18 protein-coding genes are annotated in these 21379 nt (G+C 59.1%); 4 read left to right on the top strand and 14 right to left on the bottom strand.

Annotated features, from left to right (window positions below):
* Window position 1: 1 nt before the first annotated feature.
* From I6G90_RS10785 to I6G90_RS10770, 4 genes are read right to left on the bottom strand one after another with little or no spacing between them, the layout of a single operon-like run.
* On the bottom strand, window positions 2–871 hold the full coding sequence (locus tag I6G90_RS10785) for an SDR family oxidoreductase (RefSeq protein ID WP_058054247.1): 870 nt from the start codon (window positions 869–871) through the stop codon (window positions 2–4).
* 42 nt (window positions 872–913) lie between these two features.
* Window positions 914–1567 carry a TenA family transcriptional regulator gene (locus I6G90_RS10780; protein WP_139409896.1) on the bottom strand — a complete coding sequence of 218 codons (654 nt, stop codon included), beginning with the start codon at window positions 1565–1567 and terminating at the stop codon, window positions 914–916.
* Window positions 1564–3060, bottom strand: a complete 1497-nt coding sequence (locus I6G90_RS10775) for an AMP-dependent synthetase/ligase (protein ID WP_197927445.1) — start codon at window positions 3058–3060, stop codon at window positions 1564–1566. The genes I6G90_RS10780 and I6G90_RS10775 overlap by 4 nt, the downstream gene beginning before the upstream one ends.
* Window positions 3057–3716, bottom strand: a complete 660-nt coding sequence (locus I6G90_RS10770) for a thermostable hemolysin (RefSeq protein WP_197927444.1) — start codon at window positions 3714–3716, stop codon at window positions 3057–3059. Before I6G90_RS10770 ends, I6G90_RS10775 begins: the two co-directional genes overlap by 4 nt.
* 144 nt (window positions 3717–3860) lie before the next feature.
* Between I6G90_RS10770 and I6G90_RS10765 the strand changes: the two genes are divergently transcribed.
* Window positions 3861–4508: a class I SAM-dependent methyltransferase gene (locus I6G90_RS10765; protein WP_197927442.1), complete on the top strand. Its 648-nt coding sequence runs from the start codon at window positions 3861–3863 to the stop codon at window positions 4506–4508.
* Window positions 4509–4570: 62 nt separating this feature from the next.
* On the opposite strand, the gene I6G90_RS10760 is transcribed toward I6G90_RS10765, so the two are convergent.
* The 3 genes from I6G90_RS10760 to I6G90_RS10750 form a co-directional block, all read right to left on the bottom strand.
* Window positions 4571–5926 carry an NAD(P)/FAD-dependent oxidoreductase gene (locus I6G90_RS10760; RefSeq protein WP_197927440.1) on the bottom strand — a complete coding sequence of 452 codons (1356 nt, stop codon included), beginning with the start codon at window positions 5924–5926 and terminating at the stop codon, window positions 4571–4573.
* Between the two features lie 205 nt (window positions 5927–6131).
* On the bottom strand, window positions 6132–7523 hold the full coding sequence (locus I6G90_RS10755; protein WP_197927438.1) for an NAD(P)/FAD-dependent oxidoreductase: 1392 nt from the start codon (window positions 7521–7523) through the stop codon (window positions 6132–6134).
* 37 nt (window positions 7524–7560) lie between these two features.
* A complete protein-coding gene (locus I6G90_RS10750; protein WP_197927436.1) occupies window positions 7561–8475 on the bottom strand; it encodes an ABC transporter six-transmembrane domain-containing protein in 915 nt (304 codons plus the stop codon).
* A gap of 107 nt (window positions 8476–8582) precedes the next feature.
* Between I6G90_RS10750 and I6G90_RS10745 the strand changes: the two genes are divergently transcribed.
* The 3 genes from I6G90_RS10745 (at window position 8583) to I6G90_RS10735 (ending at window position 11349) form a co-directional block, all read left to right on the top strand.
* Window positions 8583–9176, top strand: a complete 594-nt coding sequence (locus I6G90_RS10745; protein ID WP_197927434.1) for a TetR/AcrR family transcriptional regulator — start codon at window positions 8583–8585, stop codon at window positions 9174–9176.
* Between the two features lie 105 nt (window positions 9177–9281).
* Complete coding sequence (locus I6G90_RS10740) at window positions 9282–10508, top strand: winged helix-turn-helix domain-containing protein (protein WP_197927432.1); 1227 nt, start codon at window positions 9282–9284, stop codon at window positions 10506–10508.
* A gap of 91 nt (window positions 10509–10599) precedes the next feature.
* Window positions 10600–11349 carry a substrate-binding periplasmic protein gene (locus I6G90_RS10735; RefSeq protein ID WP_197931192.1) on the top strand — a complete coding sequence of 250 codons (750 nt, stop codon included), beginning with the start codon at window positions 10600–10602 and terminating at the stop codon, window positions 11347–11349.
* 138 nt (window positions 11350–11487) lie between these two features.
* Here I6G90_RS10735 and frdD read toward each other — a convergent pair whose 3' ends face one another.
* From frdD to mscM, 7 genes are all read right to left on the bottom strand, one after another.
* Window positions 11488–11844, bottom strand: coding sequence for a fumarate reductase subunit FrdD (frdD, locus tag I6G90_RS10730; protein WP_042063914.1), 357 nt, complete (start codon window positions 11842–11844; stop codon window positions 11488–11490).
* Window positions 11845–11854: 10 nt separating this feature from the next.
* The gene (locus tag I6G90_RS10725) at window positions 11855–12253 is read right to left on the bottom strand and encodes a fumarate reductase (protein WP_042063913.1); all 399 of its coding nucleotides are present in this window, start codon (window positions 12251–12253) and stop codon (window positions 11855–11857) included.
* Window positions 12254–12269: 16 nt separating this feature from the next.
* Entirely contained in the window at window positions 12270–13004 is a 735-nt protein-coding gene (locus I6G90_RS10720) for a succinate dehydrogenase/fumarate reductase iron-sulfur subunit (protein ID WP_042063912.1), read from the bottom strand.
* Window positions 12997–14781: a fumarate reductase (quinol) flavoprotein subunit gene (gene frdA, locus I6G90_RS10715; protein ID WP_042063911.1), complete on the bottom strand. Its 1785-nt coding sequence runs from the start codon at window positions 14779–14781 to the stop codon at window positions 12997–12999. Before frdA ends, I6G90_RS10720 begins: the two co-directional genes overlap by 8 nt.
* A 509-nt stretch (window positions 14782–15290) precedes the next feature.
* On the bottom strand, window positions 15291–17168 hold the full coding sequence (locus tag I6G90_RS10710) for a methyl-accepting chemotaxis protein (protein ID WP_111805342.1): 1878 nt from the start codon (window positions 17166–17168) through the stop codon (window positions 15291–15293).
* A gap of 151 nt (window positions 17169–17319) precedes the next feature.
* On the bottom strand, window positions 17320–18003 hold the full coding sequence (locus I6G90_RS10705) for a glycerophosphodiester phosphodiesterase (protein WP_197927430.1): 684 nt from the start codon (window positions 18001–18003) through the stop codon (window positions 17320–17322).
* 24 nt (window positions 18004–18027) lie between these two features.
* Window positions 18028–21309, bottom strand: a complete 3282-nt coding sequence (gene mscM / locus I6G90_RS10700; RefSeq protein WP_197927428.1) for a miniconductance mechanosensitive channel MscM — start codon at window positions 21307–21309, stop codon at window positions 18028–18030.
* Window positions 21310–21379: the final 70 nt, after the last annotated feature.

Genomic DNA, 21379 nt, shown 5'->3' with positions numbered 1-21379 from the left:
ATTAATGCTCCTTCTTGGTCGGGATCGGGCGGGATAAGTCTGGTTGTGGCGCACTGTTGGCGCTGGTATCAGTCGTCCTTGGCTGAAGATGACGGGCATAACGTTTGATAATTGGCAGCTGTCTGGCCAGCGCCTTGTCGACAATGCCCGGCAGCAGGGCATTGAGCCGCACGAACAGTTTTTCCGGCCAACCGAGCCAGCTGCGGCGGGTTTCGTTGCACAGGGCGATGACGGCCTCTTCGGCCACCTCTTGCGGGCTGTCGGTCTGGGTGCCGAGCGCCGCATTCATCTCGTAGGCGGCTTCGGAGTTGAGCTTGGTGCGGGTGGCGCGCGGGGCGAAGTGCAGCACCTTGATGCCGCTGCCCTCGAGCTCCCGTCCCAGCGCCTCGCTAAAGCCGCGCATGGCAAATTTGCTGGCGCAGTAGACGCTGTAACCGGGGTAGCCGATGCTGCCCAGGCTCGACCCCATGTTCATGATGATCCCCGGCTTGCGCAATCTGGGCAGCAGTACCCGGGTGAGCTGGATCGGTGCCTCGATATTGAGCAGCAGCTGGCGCTCCACCTGTTCGAAGCTCTGATCTTCCAACCAGGCAAACTGGTTGCAGCCGGCGTTATTGATCAGGATGTCGAGCCCGTTCTCCAGCGCCGGGTGTTGCAACAGCTTGGCCCGCTCCTGCGCAGAGCCGAGGTCGGCGAGCACCACCTGATGGCGCTCGGGATGCGGCAGTGACTTGCACAGCCGATCCAGCGCCGGACCGCGGCGACCGTGCAGCAACAGGTGGGCCCCCTGGGCCGCCAGCTCCTGCGCCAGCTCTTCACCTATGCCACCGCTGGCGCCGGTGAGCAGCACGAGTTTCCCTTCAAGATTCATGGTGTGGGTTCCCTTTTTGCTGTCTGCTGATCCGCTGCCGACTTACGGAGTGGCGGTGAGGTTGTAGAGCATCTCGCCATAGAGGCGGTAGACCACCTTGGTCGAGTGGATAATAGCCGCCTGATCCGCCGGACTTTCGACCCGATCCATCAGGGATTCAAAGAACTTGAGGTGTTCCTGATCCAGGGTGCCGTGGGAGCTCAGGTAGCTCATCGCTTGCGGTGGCAGGCCGAGGCCCTTTTTCAGCTGGTCGGCGACGGTGAGGGCGATGGCCACGCTGGTGCCTTCCAGTACCTGCACCATGCCGAAGAAGCCCATGGGGTTGCCGCGCTGGATCTGGTCGTAGAGGAAGGCCACCATCAGCTCGATGGGCAGCCCGGGCTGGCCGTGGCGCACCGCCTCGGCATCGCCGCCACAGGCGCGGATGTCGTTGAGGATCCACTCCTGATGGCCATACTCCTCGTCGATGTACTCGGCAAGGGCGCCGCGCACCCACTCGTACTCCTGACCCAGCTTGCCGCCGGTCGCCATCAGGAGCGGAACTGTGTGGCGCACGTGGTAGTAAGCCTGTGCCAGAAAGGCGAGATAGGTGTCACGGCTGATGTCGCCACGGCGGCAGGCTTCGATGATGGGGGCGTTGAACAGATGCTCACGCTCACTGGCAGTGGCTTGTTGCAGAGTCTGATAGAAGCTCATGACGATTCTCCGGTAAGGCATTGGCTAATTTGTTGGGAAAAGTGTTGGTAAATCTCGTTGCGACGGGGACGCCCGTTGGCGGTCAGCAGCCCGGGATGTTGATCCAGTGCCACCGGCAACCAGTGGTGCAGCCGGGCATAATCGGGCAGCCGCTGGTTCAGACCGGCGATCTGGCGTGGCAGATCCGCCTCTTTTCCCGGCAGGGGCTGGATCAGCGCCACGTTGGCGGGCTGACCGTCGCCAAAGACCACGATGCGGGCGATGGCGGGGCAGAGCTGGGCCTCGGCTTCCACCCACTCCGGTGAGAAGTTGCGGCCAAAAGCGGTGATCTGGACATTCTTCTTGCGCCCGGTGATATGGAGGTAGCCCTCATCATCCAGATGACCCAGATCGCCAGTGGCGATCTGCATGGCAGAAGGTTCGCCAGCGGCAATCTGCTCGGGAGTCGGTTCGTTGTTGCCGAGATAGCCCAGCATGGCGCTGCCGCTCACCATAATTTCGCCATCGCTGGCGATGGTGACCTGACAGTGGGGCAGGGGGCGGCCCACGCTGCCAGGCTTGTCAGCATCCGGACTGTTGAGCGCCACCACGGAGCCACACTCCGAGAGGCCATACCCCTCATACACTGGCAGGCCGAGCTGGCGGGCATGTTTGATCAGGTCGGGGGCCACCTTGCCGCCACCGACGGCAATAAAGCGCAGGTTCTTGAGCTGTTGGGCCAGCGTCGGTGTGCTGGTGCAGAGTGCCAGCAGCAGGCGCAGCAGCTCGGGCACCAGCACCAGACTGTGGGTCGGCCAGCGCAGCAGCGCCTCCCCCAGCATGGCCGCATTGAGCGAGCTGGAGCCGTTGAAGCCGAGCTCACTGAGGGATGGAATGCGGCTGCAGGCACCGGTCAGCAGCGGCACATAGAGGCCGGTGATGTTCTCAAGCAGGGTCGCCAGCGGCAGCAGGGTCAGGTGTTTTTCCACCTTGGCTGGCGCGACCCGCTCGGCCAGCGCATGGCTTACCGCCATCATCTGGCTCGGGGACAGGCAGACCCCCTTGGGTTGGCCCGTGGTGCCGGAGGTGTAGGTGATCTTGGCGGTGCCCTTGGGCAGCGCCGGTCGATTGGTCGGGGTATGGCGCCACAATGGCAGCTCGCCGGTGATCAGCGAGAGCGGCTCGGCGGCATGCCACCCCTGATGATGTGGGCCGACCAGCGCATCGGCACCGCTGCTCTCCAGCAACCAGGCCTGCTGGGCCTGACTGAAGAAGTGGGGCACCGGGATGACTACGATCCCTGCTTTGGTACAGGCCAGATCCAGCAGCGCCCAGGGCAGGCCGTTGTCCAGTTGCAGCGCCAGACGGCTGATGTCGAGCTGTTGCAGCTGGCTGGCCAGACGCTGGATCTGCTGCCACAGGGTCTGATAATCGAGGCGCTGCTGGCTGCTCAGCAGCGCAGGCGATTGCGGATTATCGCGGGCATGTTTGGCGATGGCGTCGAACAGGCTCATTGGGCGCACCTTTTCTCACAGGTCAGGGTTGCATCGGTAAAAAGCACTGGCATGGGCGCCAGCAGATTGAGCAGCAGGCTGCTCTGGGCCAGCACCTCGCGCCCCTGATTGATGTCACCGACCATCACTTTGGGTTGGCAACGGTAGTACTCACCCCAGGCATCGGCGTCGGCACCCACCTGATGGGCTTGTGCAGGGGCCAGCTCCACCGGATTGAGTTGCAGACGGGCAAAGCTGTTGCGCAGCTTGGCGGTGCCGGTAAAGACCACGTAGTCGAGGGCGTTTTCACACAGCAGACGACACAGGGCCGCAAACATCAGGCGGGCATTGCCCGGTTCGCTGCAGGCCAGATTGCCCACTTCGATAATGCGGTTGCGTGCCGGATAGACCCCGAGGCGGGTGTTGATGGCGACCTCGATGGGTTGCTCCAGATACTGTTCCAGATAGAGAGGTCCCTCACTGGCATGATTGAGACCACAGGCACCGACCAGCGTCCCGTCCGCCCGATAGAGCCCCAGCAGGCAGGGGAGAAAATGGGGGATACGGGCGTTGAACTCGAGGGTATAGGCGGCCTGGATATAGGTTTGCAGCGCCATGACCTGCTGCTGGGACTCGGCCAGGATCAACCTGTAGGGGGCTTGGATCTCGATGGTCATGGGTGACTCCTTCTCTTGCGATGGTTTGAGAGTAAAAGCCCAAACTTAAGAAACCCTTAAGCAGCAAAAAAAGTTGTCAGCGACGCGACGGGCAGGCAATCTGCGCCGCTGTTATCCAACAGGAAGCACCCAAGAGGAAACGCCATGTCATCCACAGTCTGCTGTCCCCTGTGCGCCAGCCATCGCAGTTATCCCCTGCCGGTGGCAGGCAAGCGCTATCATCGCTGCCTCGTGTGCGAGCTGGTCTGGCTGGACGAGGCGGATCATCTGGATGAGGCGGCGGAGAAGGCGGTCTATGACGGTCACGACAACCGGGTGGATGATCCCCGTTATCGCACTTTTCTGATGCGGGCCTTTGGCGAGGTGTTGAGCCGGGTGCCAACCCCTGCCAGTGGCCTCGATTTTGGTTGTGGCCCGGGCCCGGCGCTGGTGGCGATGGGGGGCGAGGCGGGTTACCAGATGGCGGGGTATGACAAGTTCTATGCCGATTTTCCCGAGTTGCTGACGCACCAGTACGACTTCATCACCAGTACCGAGGTGATCGAACATATTGCCGAGCCACGCGCCGTGCTGGAGCAGTTGTGGGCTTGCCTCAAACCCGGCGGCGTGCTGGTGCTGCAGACCCAGCGGGTGCTCGGTGACGAGCGGTTCAAAAACTGGCGCTATCGCCACGACCCGACCCACATCGTCTTCTTTGCCGAGGCATCGTTTCAGGTGTTGGCCGCCAGCTGGCAGGCCGAGCTCAGCTTCCCCCACGCCGATGTGGCGGTATTGCAAAAAGGCACGCCCTGAGGCGTGCCTGCTGATGGATGGTTTTAGGAAGTAGTTAAATGCCCTGCATTTAACGTTATCAGTTATTTATCCAGCATGATGCTCAACAATTTGTCATCTTGTTTGTTGTAGAGCTTGGAGACCAGCTCGCCAAACAAGAAGGCAACGTTAACGCCCTGTCCGCCGTTATATCCAAGGGCATAATAAATATTCTGATTCGTACCGGTGACGCCGATCATTTCATTCTTGGTTGTGGTTTCTGCAATGATCCCGTCCCAGGTTTTTTCAATTTTTATCCCTTTTATTGATGGATAGAGCTCACCAATACGCTTGGAGATTTGAGCTTCAATCTTTTTCAAATCACCGGGGTACTGCAGGTCATCCCCCTCATTGTATTCGACGCTACCACCACCAATAACAATGCGATGGTCAGCGGTCATGACCATGTGGTAGGTGGCATCACTGTCCGTTCCGGCATATTGGTCGTCATACCATGAGATGTTGTTTTTCCAGCCAATACTGTTGTATTGCGCATCCGTCAGTGGGGCCGTGACTGCCACTTGAGTGTGAGAGGGTTCAATATCATCAGGCTTGAAGCCAAGCGTCTTCCCGGCATAGGCATTGGCTGCCACGACAATATTTTTTGCGGTAACTTCATAGCGTTTGTCATTGACCTTGACTGGCAATGAAATCAGCTTGCCATCTTCTTCATATTCCAGCACCGGGCTGTTTTCATAGATGACGACCCCGGCATCTTCCGCCAGTTTCTTGAGCGCGGCGACCAGCTTGCCCGGGTTGACCATGCCGCCATTGGGATCATATACCGCACCGACCAGCGCTGGTGAGCCGAGCATATTCACGGCTTTCTCTTTGCCCCACAATTCAATCGGCATGCCCAGTTTTTTGGCCTGAGCCACATACTCTTTGGCATCATCCATATTTTCAGGGTTAAAAATCCCCAACGATTGGCCATTTAGTACGTACCCCGGGTCAATGCCGGTCGATTCGGCCAACCGTTTAATCCGGTGCATGCTATTGACGGTGATGTCATAAATCTCTTTATGATTTGCTTTGTGATCACCCATCACAAAGCCGCCTTCGCTATAGGTTTGCGCCAACACCAGAGCGCCATTACGGCCAGATGCGCCATTGCCGACCCGCTTTGCTTCCAAAATAACCACAGTGCTGGCCGGATTGGACTTCTTGATATGGTATGCGGCAGATAATCCCGTATATCCACCGCCGATGACGGCGACATCCACATCAATATCTTTATTGAGGCTAGCGTTTACGTTGGGCAAGAACTGAGCCCAGTAACTCTGATTGTCATCGTAGAACCTGGCGATATTTTCCTCGTTGGCGAAGGCGTTGGTAGCGAGTGTGCCGCTCAACGCGATCAGCGAAAAAATAGTGCCTTTTAATACCGGAAATGCACGCATGTTGACTCTCCATTGATAGTAAAAAAATTCGCGCGAGATTTAGCTAATTCAGTGTCAGCCAGCAATGCTGGCGTCTCTTGTCAAACGTCGGTTGCTGCTGCCAACCCATGCTGCCCGCTCTATCACCCCGCAGTGTGTCGGGCAGCCATGGAAAATGGATGTCAGTGCTGCGGGCCAAACCGCAGGTTGGCAGATACATAGCGCGTTATGGCTCCAGATAGCCGCGATCCTGCCAGTGATAGAACATCAGAGTGGACTTGACGCCAATTGACTTGAATGGCTCCGGCGGCAGCCACATCGGCAGGGTCTGCTCGGCGTGGTTGAACCAGGGGTGATCCTTGCCTTGATAGAGGCTGGCCACGATGTCACCAAACAGGAAGGAGAGGTTGATGCCGTGGCCGTTGTAGCCGAGGGCGTAGTAGATGTTCTTGTGATCCCCCATCACCCCCACCGCTTCGGTGCTGTCGCCGGTCATGCCGAGTACCCCGTCCCACACCTGTTCAAACTTGATCCCCTTGAGGGCCGGATAGAGTGTCACCAGCTCGGTCATCATCATGGCGCTGACCCGGTCGAGGTCGCCCTTGTAATTGAGGCCGTCGTTGAAGACGTACTCGGCATTGCCGCCGCCGATGACGATGCGGTTATCCGGGGTCAACACCAGATGGAACAGGATATTGCGGGTGTCGTAGTAGGGCACCTTGCTCTGCCACTGAATGGCGTTGAGCTGATCCCGGGTAAGCGGCTCGGTGACGGCGCTCTGGGCGTGCACCGGAAAGACCCGGCCGCTGAAGTAGCCAAGCTTGGAGGTATAGCCGTTGGTCGCCAGCACTATGCTGTCGGCGGTCACCTTGTACTTGTCGGCCACATTCAGTTCGATCTGCTTGCCCTCCTTGATCCCCATTACCGGGCTCTGCTCGTAGATGGTGACGCCCGCCTGCTCCACCGCCTTGCGCAGGGCATTGACCAGCTTCATGGCGTGTACCTGACCGCCATTGGTGTCGTAGACCGCCCCCACGTAGCGATCGGTGCCGAGTTTTGCCTCTGTGGTATCGGCGTTCCAGTACTGGAGCGGGATGCCGAGGCGATTGGCGGTTTTCACATAGTCGCGGTACTCGGCGATATCCTCCTCATCGAGGATCGCCTCCACATAGCCATCGAGCTTGAGGTCAGCCTCGACGCCGGTTGATGCGACCAGCGCCTGCAGCTTGCGCATGCTGGCGACGGTGAGGTCGTAGTGGCGCTTGCTCGCTTCTCCCTCCTCGTAGAGATCCATCACCTCGGATCCCGGCAACACCATGCCGCCGTTGCGGCCCGAGGCACCACTGCCCACCTGCTTGGCTTCGAAGATGGCGATCTTGAGCGACGGATTGGCTTTGGCCAGATGCCAGGCGCTGGAGAGGCCGCTGTAGCCGCCGCCGACGATGGCTATATCCACCTTCATGTCTTGCGCCAGCGGGGCACTCTCCTCTGCCGGTTTCTCCTTGAACCAGTAGCTGGTGTTGGGCTCAAAGTCGCTCATCTTGGGGCCGCAGGCGGCGAGGAAAAAACAGCTGATGCACATGGTCAACGCTCGTTGGCAAAGGGTGGTCGGATTCATCTTCTACTCCGGTTACAGATACAAAATGTCAAATCATTCAATCGGGTTGGGCGGTATTGACCCGTCGGCCTATGTCTCGCAGCCGGGCCAGCTGATCGGCAAGACCGGGCCCCTCATCCAGGCTGGTGACAAAGTTCCAGAGGTAGGTCATCACAGCATAGACATGGCCTGCCGAGACCTGGGGCTGGGCCATCAGCATGGTGATGGCCAGTAGGAACAGCAGAGCGGCGCTGATACCGACCGCCAGAAAGGCGAGTGCTTCCCGATCCGAAATCCGGATGCGGAGCCAGGCCAGCGCGCGGTAGTGGCGGGAGAGGCTGGCTGACGGGGCATGAGTGACCAGCTTGACCTCGTGTTCCAGCCGATCGTTGAGCCGCTCGTGCAGCAGCTGGTTTTTGCGCGAAAAGCCGGGCAGCAGCAGGCCGAACAGAAGTAATACCCCCATGCAGGCGATGCCGACCCAGAACTCGATCACCATCAGCATCACGGCCGCACCGACGATGGAGATCAGGCTGGTGGCCAGGATCGGGATATGTTTCTCGAAGAAGTCGACAAACTCCCGCGCCAGAGTGACCCGCGCCACTATGGTGGATTGCCCCTCCTGCTGCTGGCGCTGGGTCAGGATCACCGGCACCGCCAGTGCCGCATAGATATGGGTAAAGGTGCGGGTGTCGACCGCCCGGCGCAGGGCGCCGATGAGCCAGAACAGCAGCACGATCAGGGCGTAGCTTGAAGCCTGCCACCACTGGCCCTTGACGATGGCGTCGATGGCAAAACCGGCGAACAGGGGATAGACCACCAGCAGGATGTTTTCGAGGGCCACCAGCGAGAAGGTGCCCGCCAGCTTGAGGGGATTGGCCCGTGCAATTGCCCCCAGCGAACGACCGGCCGAGTGTGGCAACGGCATGGCCTGCTCGTCGCAGCTGGCTGCCGAAGTGGTTGGTGTTGTCATGGGTTATCTCCTAAGATGTCGGAAACGCTAAGTTTGAGCGAGCGCTCAAAGTTTGTTTGAGCGACTGCTCAAAGTCAAGCAGATCGATGGATATCGCAGGAGGTCAGATGGCACGCCCATCAGCAGAACAGCGTAAAGAGATGATCATCGGGGCCGTACTGGCCCTGTTTCGAGAGAAGGGGATGGCGGCATCGTCAACCCGTGATATTGCCGAACGTACCGGTCTGGCGCGCAGCCACGTCTACCACTACTTCAAGGATTGGAAAGAGCTCTGCCTCTGCGCCGTAGAGCGTTTCACCTATCAGGAGATCGCCGAGCAGCGGGAGTGGCTATTGCCGCTGCCTGCCCGCGAAGCGTTGCCGCTCTTTGTGCGGGACAACCTGCCGACCAGTCAGGATGCCTCCTGGGCCATCTATCTGGATGCCTGGAACGAGTCACTGCGCGACCCGGTATTTGCCGAGAGCTACCGCAAAATCATTCTGGCGTGGCGCGAGGTGCTGGAGCTGATCCTGCAAAAGGGGATCGACAGCGGCGAGTTTGTGGCGAGCGATGCCCGGCGACTGGCGCGCCAGATCACCTCGCTCATCAATGGTTATGCCGATGACCTTATTCTGGAGCCGACCCCCGAGACGGTCGAAGCCACTTATCAAGAGATCATGCTGGTGGTCAATCAGCTGGTCTTGCCCCCGACCCACTCATAGCGGCGCAGGCACACAAGGGCGGGGAGGCGCACTAGCGTGGAGCTTCCCCCGGTTTTGTTGGCCATCCGCCGGGCGCAATGGTCAGATACCATGGAGCGGTTGTTGATGTCGATTACCCATTTGTCACTGCAAGATGCCCGTCATCTGCAACTGGCGGCGCAGGGGCTGCTCGCTCCCCGTCGCAGCAAGGCGACCCCGGCCGATCTGCTGGCCACCATTCGCCGCATGGCGTTGCTGCAGATCGATACCATCTCGGTGGTGGCGCGCAGCCCCTATCTGGTGCTGTTCAGTCGGCTTGGCCAGTACGAACCGCACTGGTTGGAGCAGTTGCTGGTCGACGGCGAGATCTTCGAATATTGGGCTCACGAGGCCTGCTTTGTGCCCCGGGAGGATTACCGATTGCTGCGCCACCGGATGCTCGATCCCGCCGCCATGGGCTGGAAGTTTTCAGCCAACTGGCTCGCCACCCATCAGCAGGAGATTGGCCAGCTGATCGAGCGCATTCGTCAGCATGGTCCGGTGCGGGCGGCTGACTTTGAACGCACAACCGGCAAGGGGAACGGCTGGTGGGACTGGAAGCCGGAGAAGCGCCATCTGGAGGTACTTTTCACCACCGGTCAGCTAATGGTGCGGGAGCGGCGCAACTTTCAGCGGGTCTATGATCTCGCCGAACGGGTCATCCCCGAGTGGAACGACCAGCGGGACTTGCCAAGCGTCGAGCAGGCGCAGCGGGACATGGTGCGCGCCAGCTGCCGGGCGCTGGGGCTGGTCAAAACCGGCTGGGTCGCGGACTACTACCGGCTGCGGCGCGGCAAATACGATGCCCTGCTCCATCAGCTGGCGGACGAGGGGGAGCTGCTGCCGGTACGGGTGGAGGGGTGGCAGCACGGTGCCTTCGTGCATGCATCTCTGGCCGATGAGCTGGCAAGGGCACAGGCGGGCACCCTCAAGGCGACCCATACCACCGCCTTGTCGCCGTTCGACCCGCTGGTGTGGGATCGCAAACGGGCCAGTGAACTGTTCAACTTCGACTATCGCATCGAGTGCTATACCCCGGCCCACAAGCGTCAGTACGGCTACTTCGTGTTGCCCTTGCTCCATCGCGGCAAGCTGGTGGGCAGAATGGATGCCAAGGCCCATCGCCAGCAGGGGATCTTCGAGATCAAGAGCCTCTACCTGGAAGCAGGGGTAAGAGTGACCCGCACGCTGGCGCATGATCTGGCGAAAGCCCTGCAAAAGCTGGCTGACTGGCACCAGACGCCGCAGCTTCGTTATGGTGCCATTCCGGCCAATTTGCTGGCGTTGTGGCATGAAAGCGCCCCTGTAAAGTGAGGTCTATCCCTTCTGGGCTAAGCTGCAAGAGGGATAAACAGTTCGGGAGCGGGAGATGAAACGAGCGGCAACATGGTGGGCGGGATTGGCGATGGCCATCTTGTCCCCCGCGCTATGGGGGCAAGAGCCGCCAGTGAAGATCTGTCTGGGAGAGGGCAACGAGTGGGCCCCCTTTACCTATTGGGAGCGCAAGGACGGGGTGCCGGATACCAGTCGCCTGACCGGTTCGGCGACGACGCTGGTGCTCGATGCATTGCAACAGAGCGGGCTATCGCACCAGATCCGCTATCTGCCCTGGGCGCGGGTCCAGCAGGAGTTGGCGGATTATCGCCAGAACGGTCTGTGCGAGCTGACCTGGGATGCCAGCTACAAGCCGGAGCGGGCCGAGTTTGCCTTCTACAGCGTGCCGCTCTATTACACCCACCTCGGTTTCTTCTATCTCAAGCGGCGCTTTCCCGAGACGCCGGACTTGCAGACGGTCAACCGCTCCCGGGTGTGCGGGGTGATTGGCTACAACTACACCCCCTATGGGCTGGCGCAAGAGCCACGCCGGGTCAAGCAGTTGCAGCAGGCGCTGGACATGATGGGGCGGGATCGCTGTGACTTTTTGCCGAGTGAAATCGAACCGCTGGTGAGTGGTATCAGCCTCGGCATCTACCACAGCGAGAGCGGGTTGCTCAACCTCGCCCTGCCCAGCCGCAAGGGATTCTATCTGTTGGTGAGCAAGGGTTCCCCCCGCGCCCATGAGCTGGTGAACACCCTCAATCAGGCGCTGGTGGCGTTTCAGGAAGGAGGTCATGGGGATGAGGTGATGCGCCGCTTCTTGCCACCGATGGAGTAATAGCGAAGGGTTGCTGTCATTCAGGGGGGAGCAGATGAACAGAGGGCCAGCCGGTGCAAACCGGCTGGCCCTTTTGGTTAATCAGGGACAATAAAAAACCGGGCACGAGGCCCGGTTTGGTCAATCAGTCAGATGTGATTACTGGAGTACCAGCACCATCAGCAGGCCGACGGTAATGGCAGATACCAGGAAGGCAAAGCCATAGAACACATAGTGGTGCAGCTTGGTGGTGTGGATCCCCAGATCGTGCAGACCGTGGTAGATACGGTGCATGCCGTGCCAGATTGGCAGGGCGATGATCACCAGCAGGATGCAGGCACCCCACCAGGAGCTGGCGAACGCGTGCACGCGGTCATAGCTCATGGCTTCCACGTCCATGATACCCATGGGTACCAGCAGACCGGTGATGAGGACAATGACCGGCAGCAGCATGGCAACGACCATGCCACCCGCACCAAACAGACCCCAGTAAATTGGTTCGTCAGAACGTCTCATTGATTTCTCCTCAGGCCACGATGATCAGGACAAGCAGGGACACCACCGCCAGCGCCACATACTGGGCGAGAACGATCGGCTTCTCCGGTACCAGGTCTTCACCACGGAAGATACGCATGGCTTTCGGTGCCAGGGCGAACCAGGTTTTGGCATGGAACAGGCACGCCGCCAGTGCGATGACATGGAACAGGATGGCGATCGGGCTTTGCAGGGATTCCAGCCAGCCGTTGAACGCTTCCTGACCCTGAACCAGACGCATCAGACCCCACATCAGCACAACGGCGTAGATGGAGACGAAGATACTGGTGCCTTCACGGATCATGTAACCGGTGTAGAAGGCATTCTTCAGCCACCAGTCTTTCTTCATTTCGCGGACGTAAGGCTTACGTTTGCTATTGGTGTTGTTCATGGTCTCATTCCTGATCTCAATCTGGCTTGAACATGGCGATCATGTAGTCCTTGGCGCTCTCGACCTTGCCAAGCTGGATGGCTGCGGCCGGATCCACGCCTTTCGGGCACACTTCGGAGCAATAGCCCACGAAGGTACAACCCCAGACACCTTCGTCCTGGCTGATGATCTTCATCCGCTCTTTGGACGCGCTGTCGCGGTTGTCGGCGTTGTAGCGATAGGCCAGAGCCAGTGCCGCCGGACCGGTGAACTTCTTGTTGATGCCATACTGCGGGCAGGCTGCGTAGCAGAGACCACAGTTGATGCACATGGAGAACTGGTGATACTTCGCCATGTCAGCCGGAGTCTGGGTGTACTCGCCATCGCACAGGCTGCGCGGTTCGCTCGGGATGATGTAGGGCTTGATGCTCTCCAGCTTCTCGATGAAATCGGACATGTCGACGACCAGGTCACGCTCAATCGGGAAGTTGTTGAGCGGTTCAATGGTCATCTTGCCTGGCAGATAGTCACGCAGGAAGGTTTTGCAACCCAGCTTGGGTACGCCATTGACCATCATGCCGCAGGAGCCGCAGATCGCCATCCGGCAGGACCAGCGGAAGCTCAGGGTAGAGTCCAGGTGATCCTTGATGTACTGCAGCGCATCCAGCAGGGACATCTCTTTGAGGTAAGGCACCTGGAAGGTTTGCATCCAGGGCTCGTTATCCTGCTCCGGACGGTAGCGCAGGATTTCAATTTCGATCATCTCAGCCATTCTTCTTAGCCTCGTCTTGTTTCTCACCCTCGGAACCGTACACACGTTTTGCCGGTTGGGATTTAGTGATCTTCACATCGGAGTAATCGATGGTCGGGGCCCCTTCCGGTGCATAGAAGGAGAGAGTGTGCTTGAGGAAGTTCACGTCATCACGCTCCTCATAACCGTCCAGACGCTGGTGGGAACCACGAGACTCTTTACGGTTGATGGCGGAGTGAGCCATGGCTTCGGCCACGTCCAGCATGTAGCCCAGTTCGATGGCGTACAGCAGATCGGTGTTGAAGACAGAGGACTTGTCGTTGATCTTGATCTTCTTGTAACGGGCTTTGAGCTCGTTGATCTTGTCGATGGTGCCCTGCATCAGCTCTTCGGTACGGTAGATACCAACGCCAGCTTCCATGGACATGCCCAGTTCGTTGCGGATGTCGGCCGGGTTTTCGGTCCCGTCGATATCCATCAGCGAGAGGTGCTGCTTGATCAACTGCTCGGCCTTGGCGACCAGCGCTTCGGTGTTGCCGTGCTGCTGGGTTGCAGCGAATTCGGCTGCCTGTTCACCAGCAACCTTGCCGAATACCACGATCTCGGACAGGGAGTTGGAACCCAGACGGTTGGCACCGTGCAGGCCAACGGAGGCACATTCGCCAGCGGCGTAGAGGCCTGGCATGCGGGTTGCGCACTTGCCGTCAGTTTCGATACCACCCATGGTGTAGTGGGCAGTCGGACGTACCGGGATCGGCTCCTTGACCGGATCCACACCCACGTAGGCCTTGGCCAGTTCGCAGATGAACGGCAGACGCTCTTTCAGGTACTTCTCGCCGAGGTGGCGCAGGTCGAGGTGAACAACGTCGCCCATCGGGCCCTGGATCACGCGGCCTTTCTGCTGCTCTTGCCAGAATGCCTGGGAGAGACGGTCACGGGGACCCAGCTCCATGTGTTTGTTCTTCGGCTGGCCAACCGGGGTTTCCGGGCCCAAGCCGTAGTCCTGCAGGTAGCGGTAGCCATCCTTGTTCAGCAGGATGCCACCCTCACCACGACAACCTTCGGTCATCAGGATGCCGGTGCCCGGCAGACCGGTCGGGTGATACTGGACGAACTCCATATCACGCAGCGGTACGCCGTGACGGTAGGCCAGCGCCATGCCGTCACCGGTGACGATGCCACCGTTGGTGTTGTAGCGGTAAACGCGACCGGCACCGCCAGTCGCCAGCACCACGGATTTGGCCTGGATAAAGCGGGTGATACCGTTCTGGATATCAAAGGTCAGGACGCCCTGAACGCGACCATCTTCCACGATCAGATCCAGACAGAAGTGCTCATCGTAGCGCTTGATGGTCGGATACTTGATGGAGGTCTGGAACAGGGTGTGCAGAATGTGGAAACCGGATTTATCTGCGGCGAACCAGGTGCGCGGGATCTTCATCCCGCCGAAACGGCGGACGTTGGCCTTGCCATCCGGCTTGCGGCTCCAGGGGCAACCCCAGTGCTCCAGCTGGATCATTTCGTTGGTGGCGTTGTTGACGAAGTATTCGACTACGTCCTGCTCACACAACCAGTCACCACCGGAGACGGTGTCATTGAAGTGGTTTTCGAGGGAGTCGTCATCACGCACGACGCCTGCGGCGCCACCTTCGGCGGCCACGGTATGGCTGCGCATCGGATAGACCTTGGAAATCAGGGCGATTTCCAGCTCCGGGTGGGCTTCTGCAATGGCGATTGCGGCACGCAGGCCACCACCACCGGCACCGATGATGGCAACATCGGTCTTGATAATATCCACATCTGCCTCCTTAGGGATAGATTTGCTGGGCACGATTTTGCTCTATGAAAAAAATTCAGGCTTGATGCAAGTCAAACTGCTAGGTTTTATTCCATTTTTATTGGTTATTTTTCTATAAAACACCCAAATCCCTGGATGAAAATGTCGTTATTATCGCCATTTTTTGGTGTTACTGAGCAGTTGAACACCTTGCTACGCATACTTTAACTTCTGGATTGTACGTAGTTTTCTTTCAATAAAATGCGAATCACCTCTCTTTTTAGGTACTCACGAAAAAAATTTTAAGTTTTTTATTGTAATTTTTTAATGAGAATTATTGGCATTTATTTATTTGGATAAAAATAAATAATCCGAATTGTGGCGACCGCTACGGAGGGGATTGGATAAATCCAGATGAATCACAAGGATTTCAGGGCCGGGGATTTGGCGGGTATTGTGAGATTAATTACTGAAAATTAAGCGCTATTTAGAAAAATAAAAGGGGCCTGTGCGGCCCCTTTTACTCATGCTCAAATGCGGAACATGCCGACCTGATTGCTCAGTTCACCCGAAATATTTTTAAGTTGTTCAGAGAGATGGCGCGAACTGTCTGCATCCACTGCCAGTTCGTCCGAGACATCTTTGACCGCCTGAATGTTGCGGCTTACCTCGTCGGTGACGGCCCGCTGCTCTTCGGCTGCGCTGGAGATCTGGGTCGCCATGTCGGAGATCTGGTTGATCGAGGTGGTGATCTGTTCCAGCGCATGGGTGGCGTTGTTGGCGTCATCCACGCTGTTCTGGGCCAACTGCTGGCCTTCGTGCATGGTGCTGACCGCACCCTGGGTATTGCGCTGCAGGGTTTCGATCATGCTGCGGATCTCGACAGTCGAGCTGTGGGTGCGCTGTGACAAGACGCGCACTTCATCGGCCACCACCGCGAAACCACGGCCCTGTTCACCGGCACGGGCCGCTTCGATGGCGGCGTTGAGCGCCAGCAGGTTGGTCTGCTCGGCGATGCCCTGAATGGTGGAGAGGATGGTGTTGATCTCCTGGGCGTTCTTCTCCAGTTCCTGAATGATGTTGGAGGCCTGCTCCACCTGGGTGGCCAGATCGGTGATGGAGCGCTGGTTACGGGCGATCACCTGTTTGCCATGCTCACAACTGCTGGAAGAGCTGCGGGCCGCTTCGGCGGTCTGCTCGGCGTTGCTGGCAACCTCGATCGCGGTGGCGGACATCTCGTGCACCGCAGTGGCGATCTGGGAGATCTCGTTTTGCTGGCGTGCCAGCCCCTGATTGGCCTTCTCCGCCATGCTGTGGGAGGACTTGGCCTGCTGGTTGAGTTGGCCGGAGGAGTTGGAAATATCCTGCACCATCACATGGATGCGGTCGATGAAGGTATTGACGTGCTTGGCAACCGCGCCCACCTCATCTTCACGTTCGATCTTGATGCGGCGGGTCAAATCGCCGTTGCCACGGGAGAGATCGGCTATCGCCTCGCCCAGGGTTTTCAGGGGGGCCAGCGAGCCGTTGATGGCGACATAGGAGAAGCCAGCCACGATCAGTATGGTGATGAGCCCCTGAATGAGGGAGGAGGTGACCATGCTGCGTACCGACTGGTAGGCGGTTTCGTCATCCACCATCATGCCGTAATACCAGTTGGTATTGGGGATCGCGTTGAAGTCAAAGACCTCTTTCTTGCCGCTGATCATTAGCTCATTGATCATGCCGTCATGGGCGATCTGGTTGATGTAGGATGCGGTCAACTCAGGGGCCAGCGCGGTTGCGGGTTTCAGGCTCATGGAGGCATCGGGGTGCGCAATGATGGTGCCGTTGCTGTCGACCAGCATGGCGTAAGTGCCCTCGGTGGTAACCGCCAGAATGTCCGAGATAAGGGCGCTGATAGAGACGTCTCCGGCGATGACCCCCTGGGTGTTGCCACGCTGGAACGGCTCGGCGATGGTGACGATCAGCTGGCCGGTGGAGATATCGGCATAGGGCGCGGTGATGACCAGCTTGCCTGCTGCCATCGCATCCTTGTACCAGGGACGTTGACGGGGATCATAACCGGCAGGCAGGTTGGTGGGTTTACTCTGGATCATCTTGCCGTCTGCGGTGCCGGCATAGACCAGGTCGAAGCCACCGGCATTCATGGACTGGGCCAGATGACTGATGGGCTCATCTTCTTTGGTGAATGCTTCCTTGGTGGTGCTGACCATGCTGATGCGGGAGTCGACCCAACGGGAGATCCCCTTGACGTTGGCCATCGAGCTCTCGTCGATGATGTTCCAGACCAGTCGCTGGGTTTCGCTGCGCAGTTGCGAGGTGTTGTACCAGACCTGCAGGCCGGTGATCACCAGAATGATGATACCTATAGCCAGGACCAGCTTGTTTTTAATGGATAAGTTCATAATTACATCCTTGTGAGCGTCAGTCTGAGTGTTGGAAACTAGTTATTGTTATGAGCCTGTTCTTATCGGCTGAAGTTGAACTCTTTGTATCCCGGTCAGCTATTTAAAGTTAGTGCCTAAATCAGTGGTTATCCATACGCGTATCGCCCACTCACTGCGCCAGAAAGCGATCCGGTCGATTGGTAAAGATTCCATCGACCCCCATGCTGGCGATCTTTTCATAATCCTCAGGGTAATCAACGGTATAAACCAGTACCTTGAGCCCGCGGCGATGGGCATCTGCAACCAGCGATTGATCCACAAAATCCACGTCGCAGTTGAGTGACCAGGCTCCCAGCTCGTCGGCAAACTGCGCCAGGTTGAGCGGCAGGTTGGCGGTCAGGGCGCCGAGCCGGATATCGGACCGCAAGGTGGCAAAGCGGGCCAGCTCCGGGTGATGGAAGGAGGAGACCACCCACTGCTCGGGGGTAAAACCAAGCTCGGCTTCTGCCCGTCGGGTCAGGGTTGCCACCGCGTCGGCGGTATGGGCGCCCTTGAGCTCGATATGCAGCTCGCAGCGTCCGGCGATGATCTCCATCACCTGCCACAGGGTCGGGATCACCTCTCCCTCACCGGCATCGAGCTGCTCCAGATAGGAACGCGATTGCTCGGTTAATACTCCCTTACCGTTGGTGCAGCGCTCCAGCCGCCGGTCGTGAAAGACCCACAACTCGCCATCGGCCGCCTGTACGTCGATCTCGATGGCGGGCGCTCCCAGCTCCAGCGCTTTGGCCATCGCCTTGAGGGTGTTCTCCGGTGCCAGACCGCTGGCGCCACGGTGGGCAATAATCTGCATGTTCTGCTCCTTCTACCTCGCGGGTCAGCCGCGGCTCAGGTGAATGTCGATCTGTTGATGGGGCAGGGTAAGCCCCTGTTGCTGCATCTTCTCCAGCACCAGCGAGTGAACCTCGTGGGTGATGGGCATCCGGTGATCCATGTTGTTGACGTAGAGGCGGATCTCGTAGATCAGTGCCGAGTCGGTAAATTCGATCAGGAACACCTCGGGCGTCGGCGTCTCCAGCACCAGGGTCGATGCCTGGATGGACTCTTCCAGAATGCGCTGTACCAGTTTCGGATCCCGGGTCAGGCCGATACGGATCCGCAGTTTGACCCGGGTGATGGCATCGGAGAGCGACCAGTTGATGAACTGCTCGGTGATGAAGGCCTTGTTGGGCACGATGATCTCCTTGCGATCCCAATCCACTATGGTGGTCGCCCGGGTTTTGATCTTGGTGACGGTGCCGGTGAGATCGCGGATGGTGACAGTGTCACCGAGCCGGATCGGCTTTTCAAACAGGATGATGAGGCCGGAGACAAAGTTGGCGAAGATCTCCTGCAGGCCGAAACCCAGCCCCACCGAGAGGGCGGCGACCAGCCACTGGGTCTTCGACCAGTCGATGCCAAGCATGGAGAAGCCGGTGAGGGCGCCGATCAGGATCACCAGATACTTGCTGGTGGTGGTAAGGGCAAAGCCGGTTCCCGGGGAGAGGCTCAGATGTTGCAGCAGGGTCAGCTCCATCAGCCCCGGCAGGTTGCGGGCTGTCACCACGGTCAGGATAAAGACGAAGGCGGTCAGCATCAGATCCTGCAAGGTGATGGCCGAGAGCTGCTCGATGCCGCCAATCTTGCTGCTCACCTGCCACACCTCGATATTGCTGAGGAAGCTGAACGCTGAGTTGAGATCCGACCATTGCACCACCACCAGCATGGTGAAGCCCAGCATCAGCAGGGTACGTACCAGTCCCAGCGACTGGGCGCTGATGGTATCGAGATCCAGCTCGGTCTCTTCCACCACATCGGGGATCTCCGAACTCAGCTCTTCCTGATTGTCGTCACGACCACGCTGGGCCAGGATCTCGGCCCGTTTGCTCTTGGCGCGCTCGAAGGCGAGGCGGCGTCGCTGGATCAGCATCCAGCGTCTGGCCAGATAGTAGACCAGCAGGCAACCCAGCCCCATCAGCAGGCTCAGCTCCAGCTGGCGCAGCAGGATACGCGAGGTATAGAAGTAGCCAAACAGGGCGCCGATCACCGCCAGCAGTGGTGCCAGCATCAGGCTGTTCCAGATGAAGTGGTGCAGCAGGTGGGGCTTGGTCATGTCGCTCTGGCCCCAGGTGAGCGGCAGCCGCTCCCGGTTGAGGCGGGCGAAGAAAAGGAGCAGCCAGAGGGCGCCGATCATGAAGGCCATCCGGCCGAGGGAGTCGTAAAAGGCGTGCTCCTGATAGCTGTTCGCCATCCCTTGTACGAAGAAGCTCGGGATCAGCACCAGCAGCAGGGTGCGGAACTGGTTCCAAACCTGCTGCACCCGCTCTTTTGGCCAGCGGAAGTGGTGGATCAGGATCCCTTTTTCCAGGGTCAGATGGCGGGCCATCACCAGCGCCAGCAACAGAAACCAGATCTCGCCAAGGCCACGTGCTATCGCCACAGCAAACGGATATTGCCAGGCCCCTTCGAGCAGGCCGCGCACCATCAGCACCATGGCGGGCAAGGGGAGCGAGGCGAGCAGGGAGCGCAGCAGCAAGCGGCTGGTGAGGCTGAATTTGTCCTGGGTCACCTTGCCGATCCGCGGTGCAATATGGTCGCAATACTGGTTCAGATGACGGGCCAGTTTGAACCAGCTCCAGGCCAGCACCAGCAGACCAATACCGGCCAGAGTGAGGCTCAGCGGGTTGTTCTCTGCGATGGCATAGGGCAGTTGCAACCAGTTGTCCGGGTTGAAGGCCAGCGTCAGCGCGGCGGGAATGCCGAGCATCACCTGTGGGGTAAAGGGACGCACATCCGGCATCCAGAACAGGTGGCTGGCGCTTATTTCGCGGATCTCGTCGATCTTGCTGTTCTGGCGGCTGTAGAGCAGCTTGAGTCGGGTCTGCTCCTGGATCAGGGTATCGGAGGCGTCGTTGAGCCGGGTCAGCAGCTGGCGACGGGCCTTGAGCAGGTTGTCGAGCACCGACAATTGCGGGCGATCCAGTGTCACCTCTTCTTCGGCCAGCAGCTTGTCGCGCAACAGACGGGTATCCTTGAGGCCATCCTGCTCGCTCTCGTACTGGTACTTGGCCATGCGGGCGTTGACGATGGCGGACTCCAGCTTGTCGAGGGGGAACAGGGGGGGCAGATCGGAGAGTTTGCTGCGCAGGTTCTCGCCGTAGGCGTTGCTGATCTGCAGCCACTCCAGCTGTTCGCGCACCGAGTTGACCAGCTCATTCAGTTCAAACAGATTCTTGTCGACACTGCGCTGCTCGTCCTGCACCCGCTCAATCTGATCCTCCAGCGTGCCGAGCTGGATCGAGAGCGCCTGATTCTGTTGTTGCTGTTCCAGCAGCAGCGGCATGTCGGTGGTGAGCTGTTTGCGCAGCCGCTCGCTCTCCTCCAGTGCCTGCTCGGTCTTCTCCCGCCGCAGCTGGTTCTGCTGGGTCAGCAGGCTGGCTTGCCACTCATCCTCATCGGCGATGGCCAGATTGAGCTCCTGCAGCTTCAGCTTGCCGAGATCGTTGCGCTGCTGGGCCGAGAGCTGCTCCAGCTCCAGCATCTGGATCCGGTCGGAGAGACTCTGCTCCTTCATTCTGGTCAGCAGCAGTTGGGCCTCCTGCTGGCGATCCGATTCGCTGCTGAAGCTCAGCCGCTCCAGCTGGCTGCGGGTCAGTTGCAGCTGTTTGCGCAGATCATCCACCCGTAGGTGGTACTCCTGCCCGGTGCTTTCCAGCTGGTTGAGGCTGTCCATCACCCCCTGCCGCTCCTTGCGCAGGTTGAGCTGGCGGTTGCTGCTGAGGCCAATGGCCTGACGCAGCGCCTCCTCCTTGAGGCTCGTCAGCGGCGGGCGATCGGCGGGCTGATAGTTGTGCAGGCTCTCCTTGAGGCGCGCTGACTCCTTGGGGTAATCGATGAGGATCTGCTGATAGGCCTTGCTCTGCTCCCGGTAGCGCTCGGCCTCTCTGGCAAATTGCAGCGCCTGCTGGTAACTCTCCCGCAGCTTCTGGTTTTCCGGGGTGTCGCTCTTTGGCACGCTCTGTAGCAACGCTTCGATTTGGTCAATGGCATCGTCGGCGCGCACGGCTGGCGGCAACAAGATAAGGGAGAGCAGCAAGAGGGTGAGCAGGCGTTGCAACATGAGGCTCGTTTCCGTTCAGAAGAGGTGGCCCTAGCCTAAAACAGGGCAGGGAGGCGGGTAAAGCAGTCCA

The sequence above is a fragment of the Aeromonas allosaccharophila genome (genome assembly GCF_016026615.1).
Taxonomy (GTDB): domain Bacteria; phylum Pseudomonadota; class Gammaproteobacteria; order Enterobacterales; family Aeromonadaceae; genus Aeromonas; species Aeromonas allosaccharophila.
Note: the sequence above shows the minus strand (reverse complement) of the source record. Positions and strands in the feature narration are given on the sequence as shown.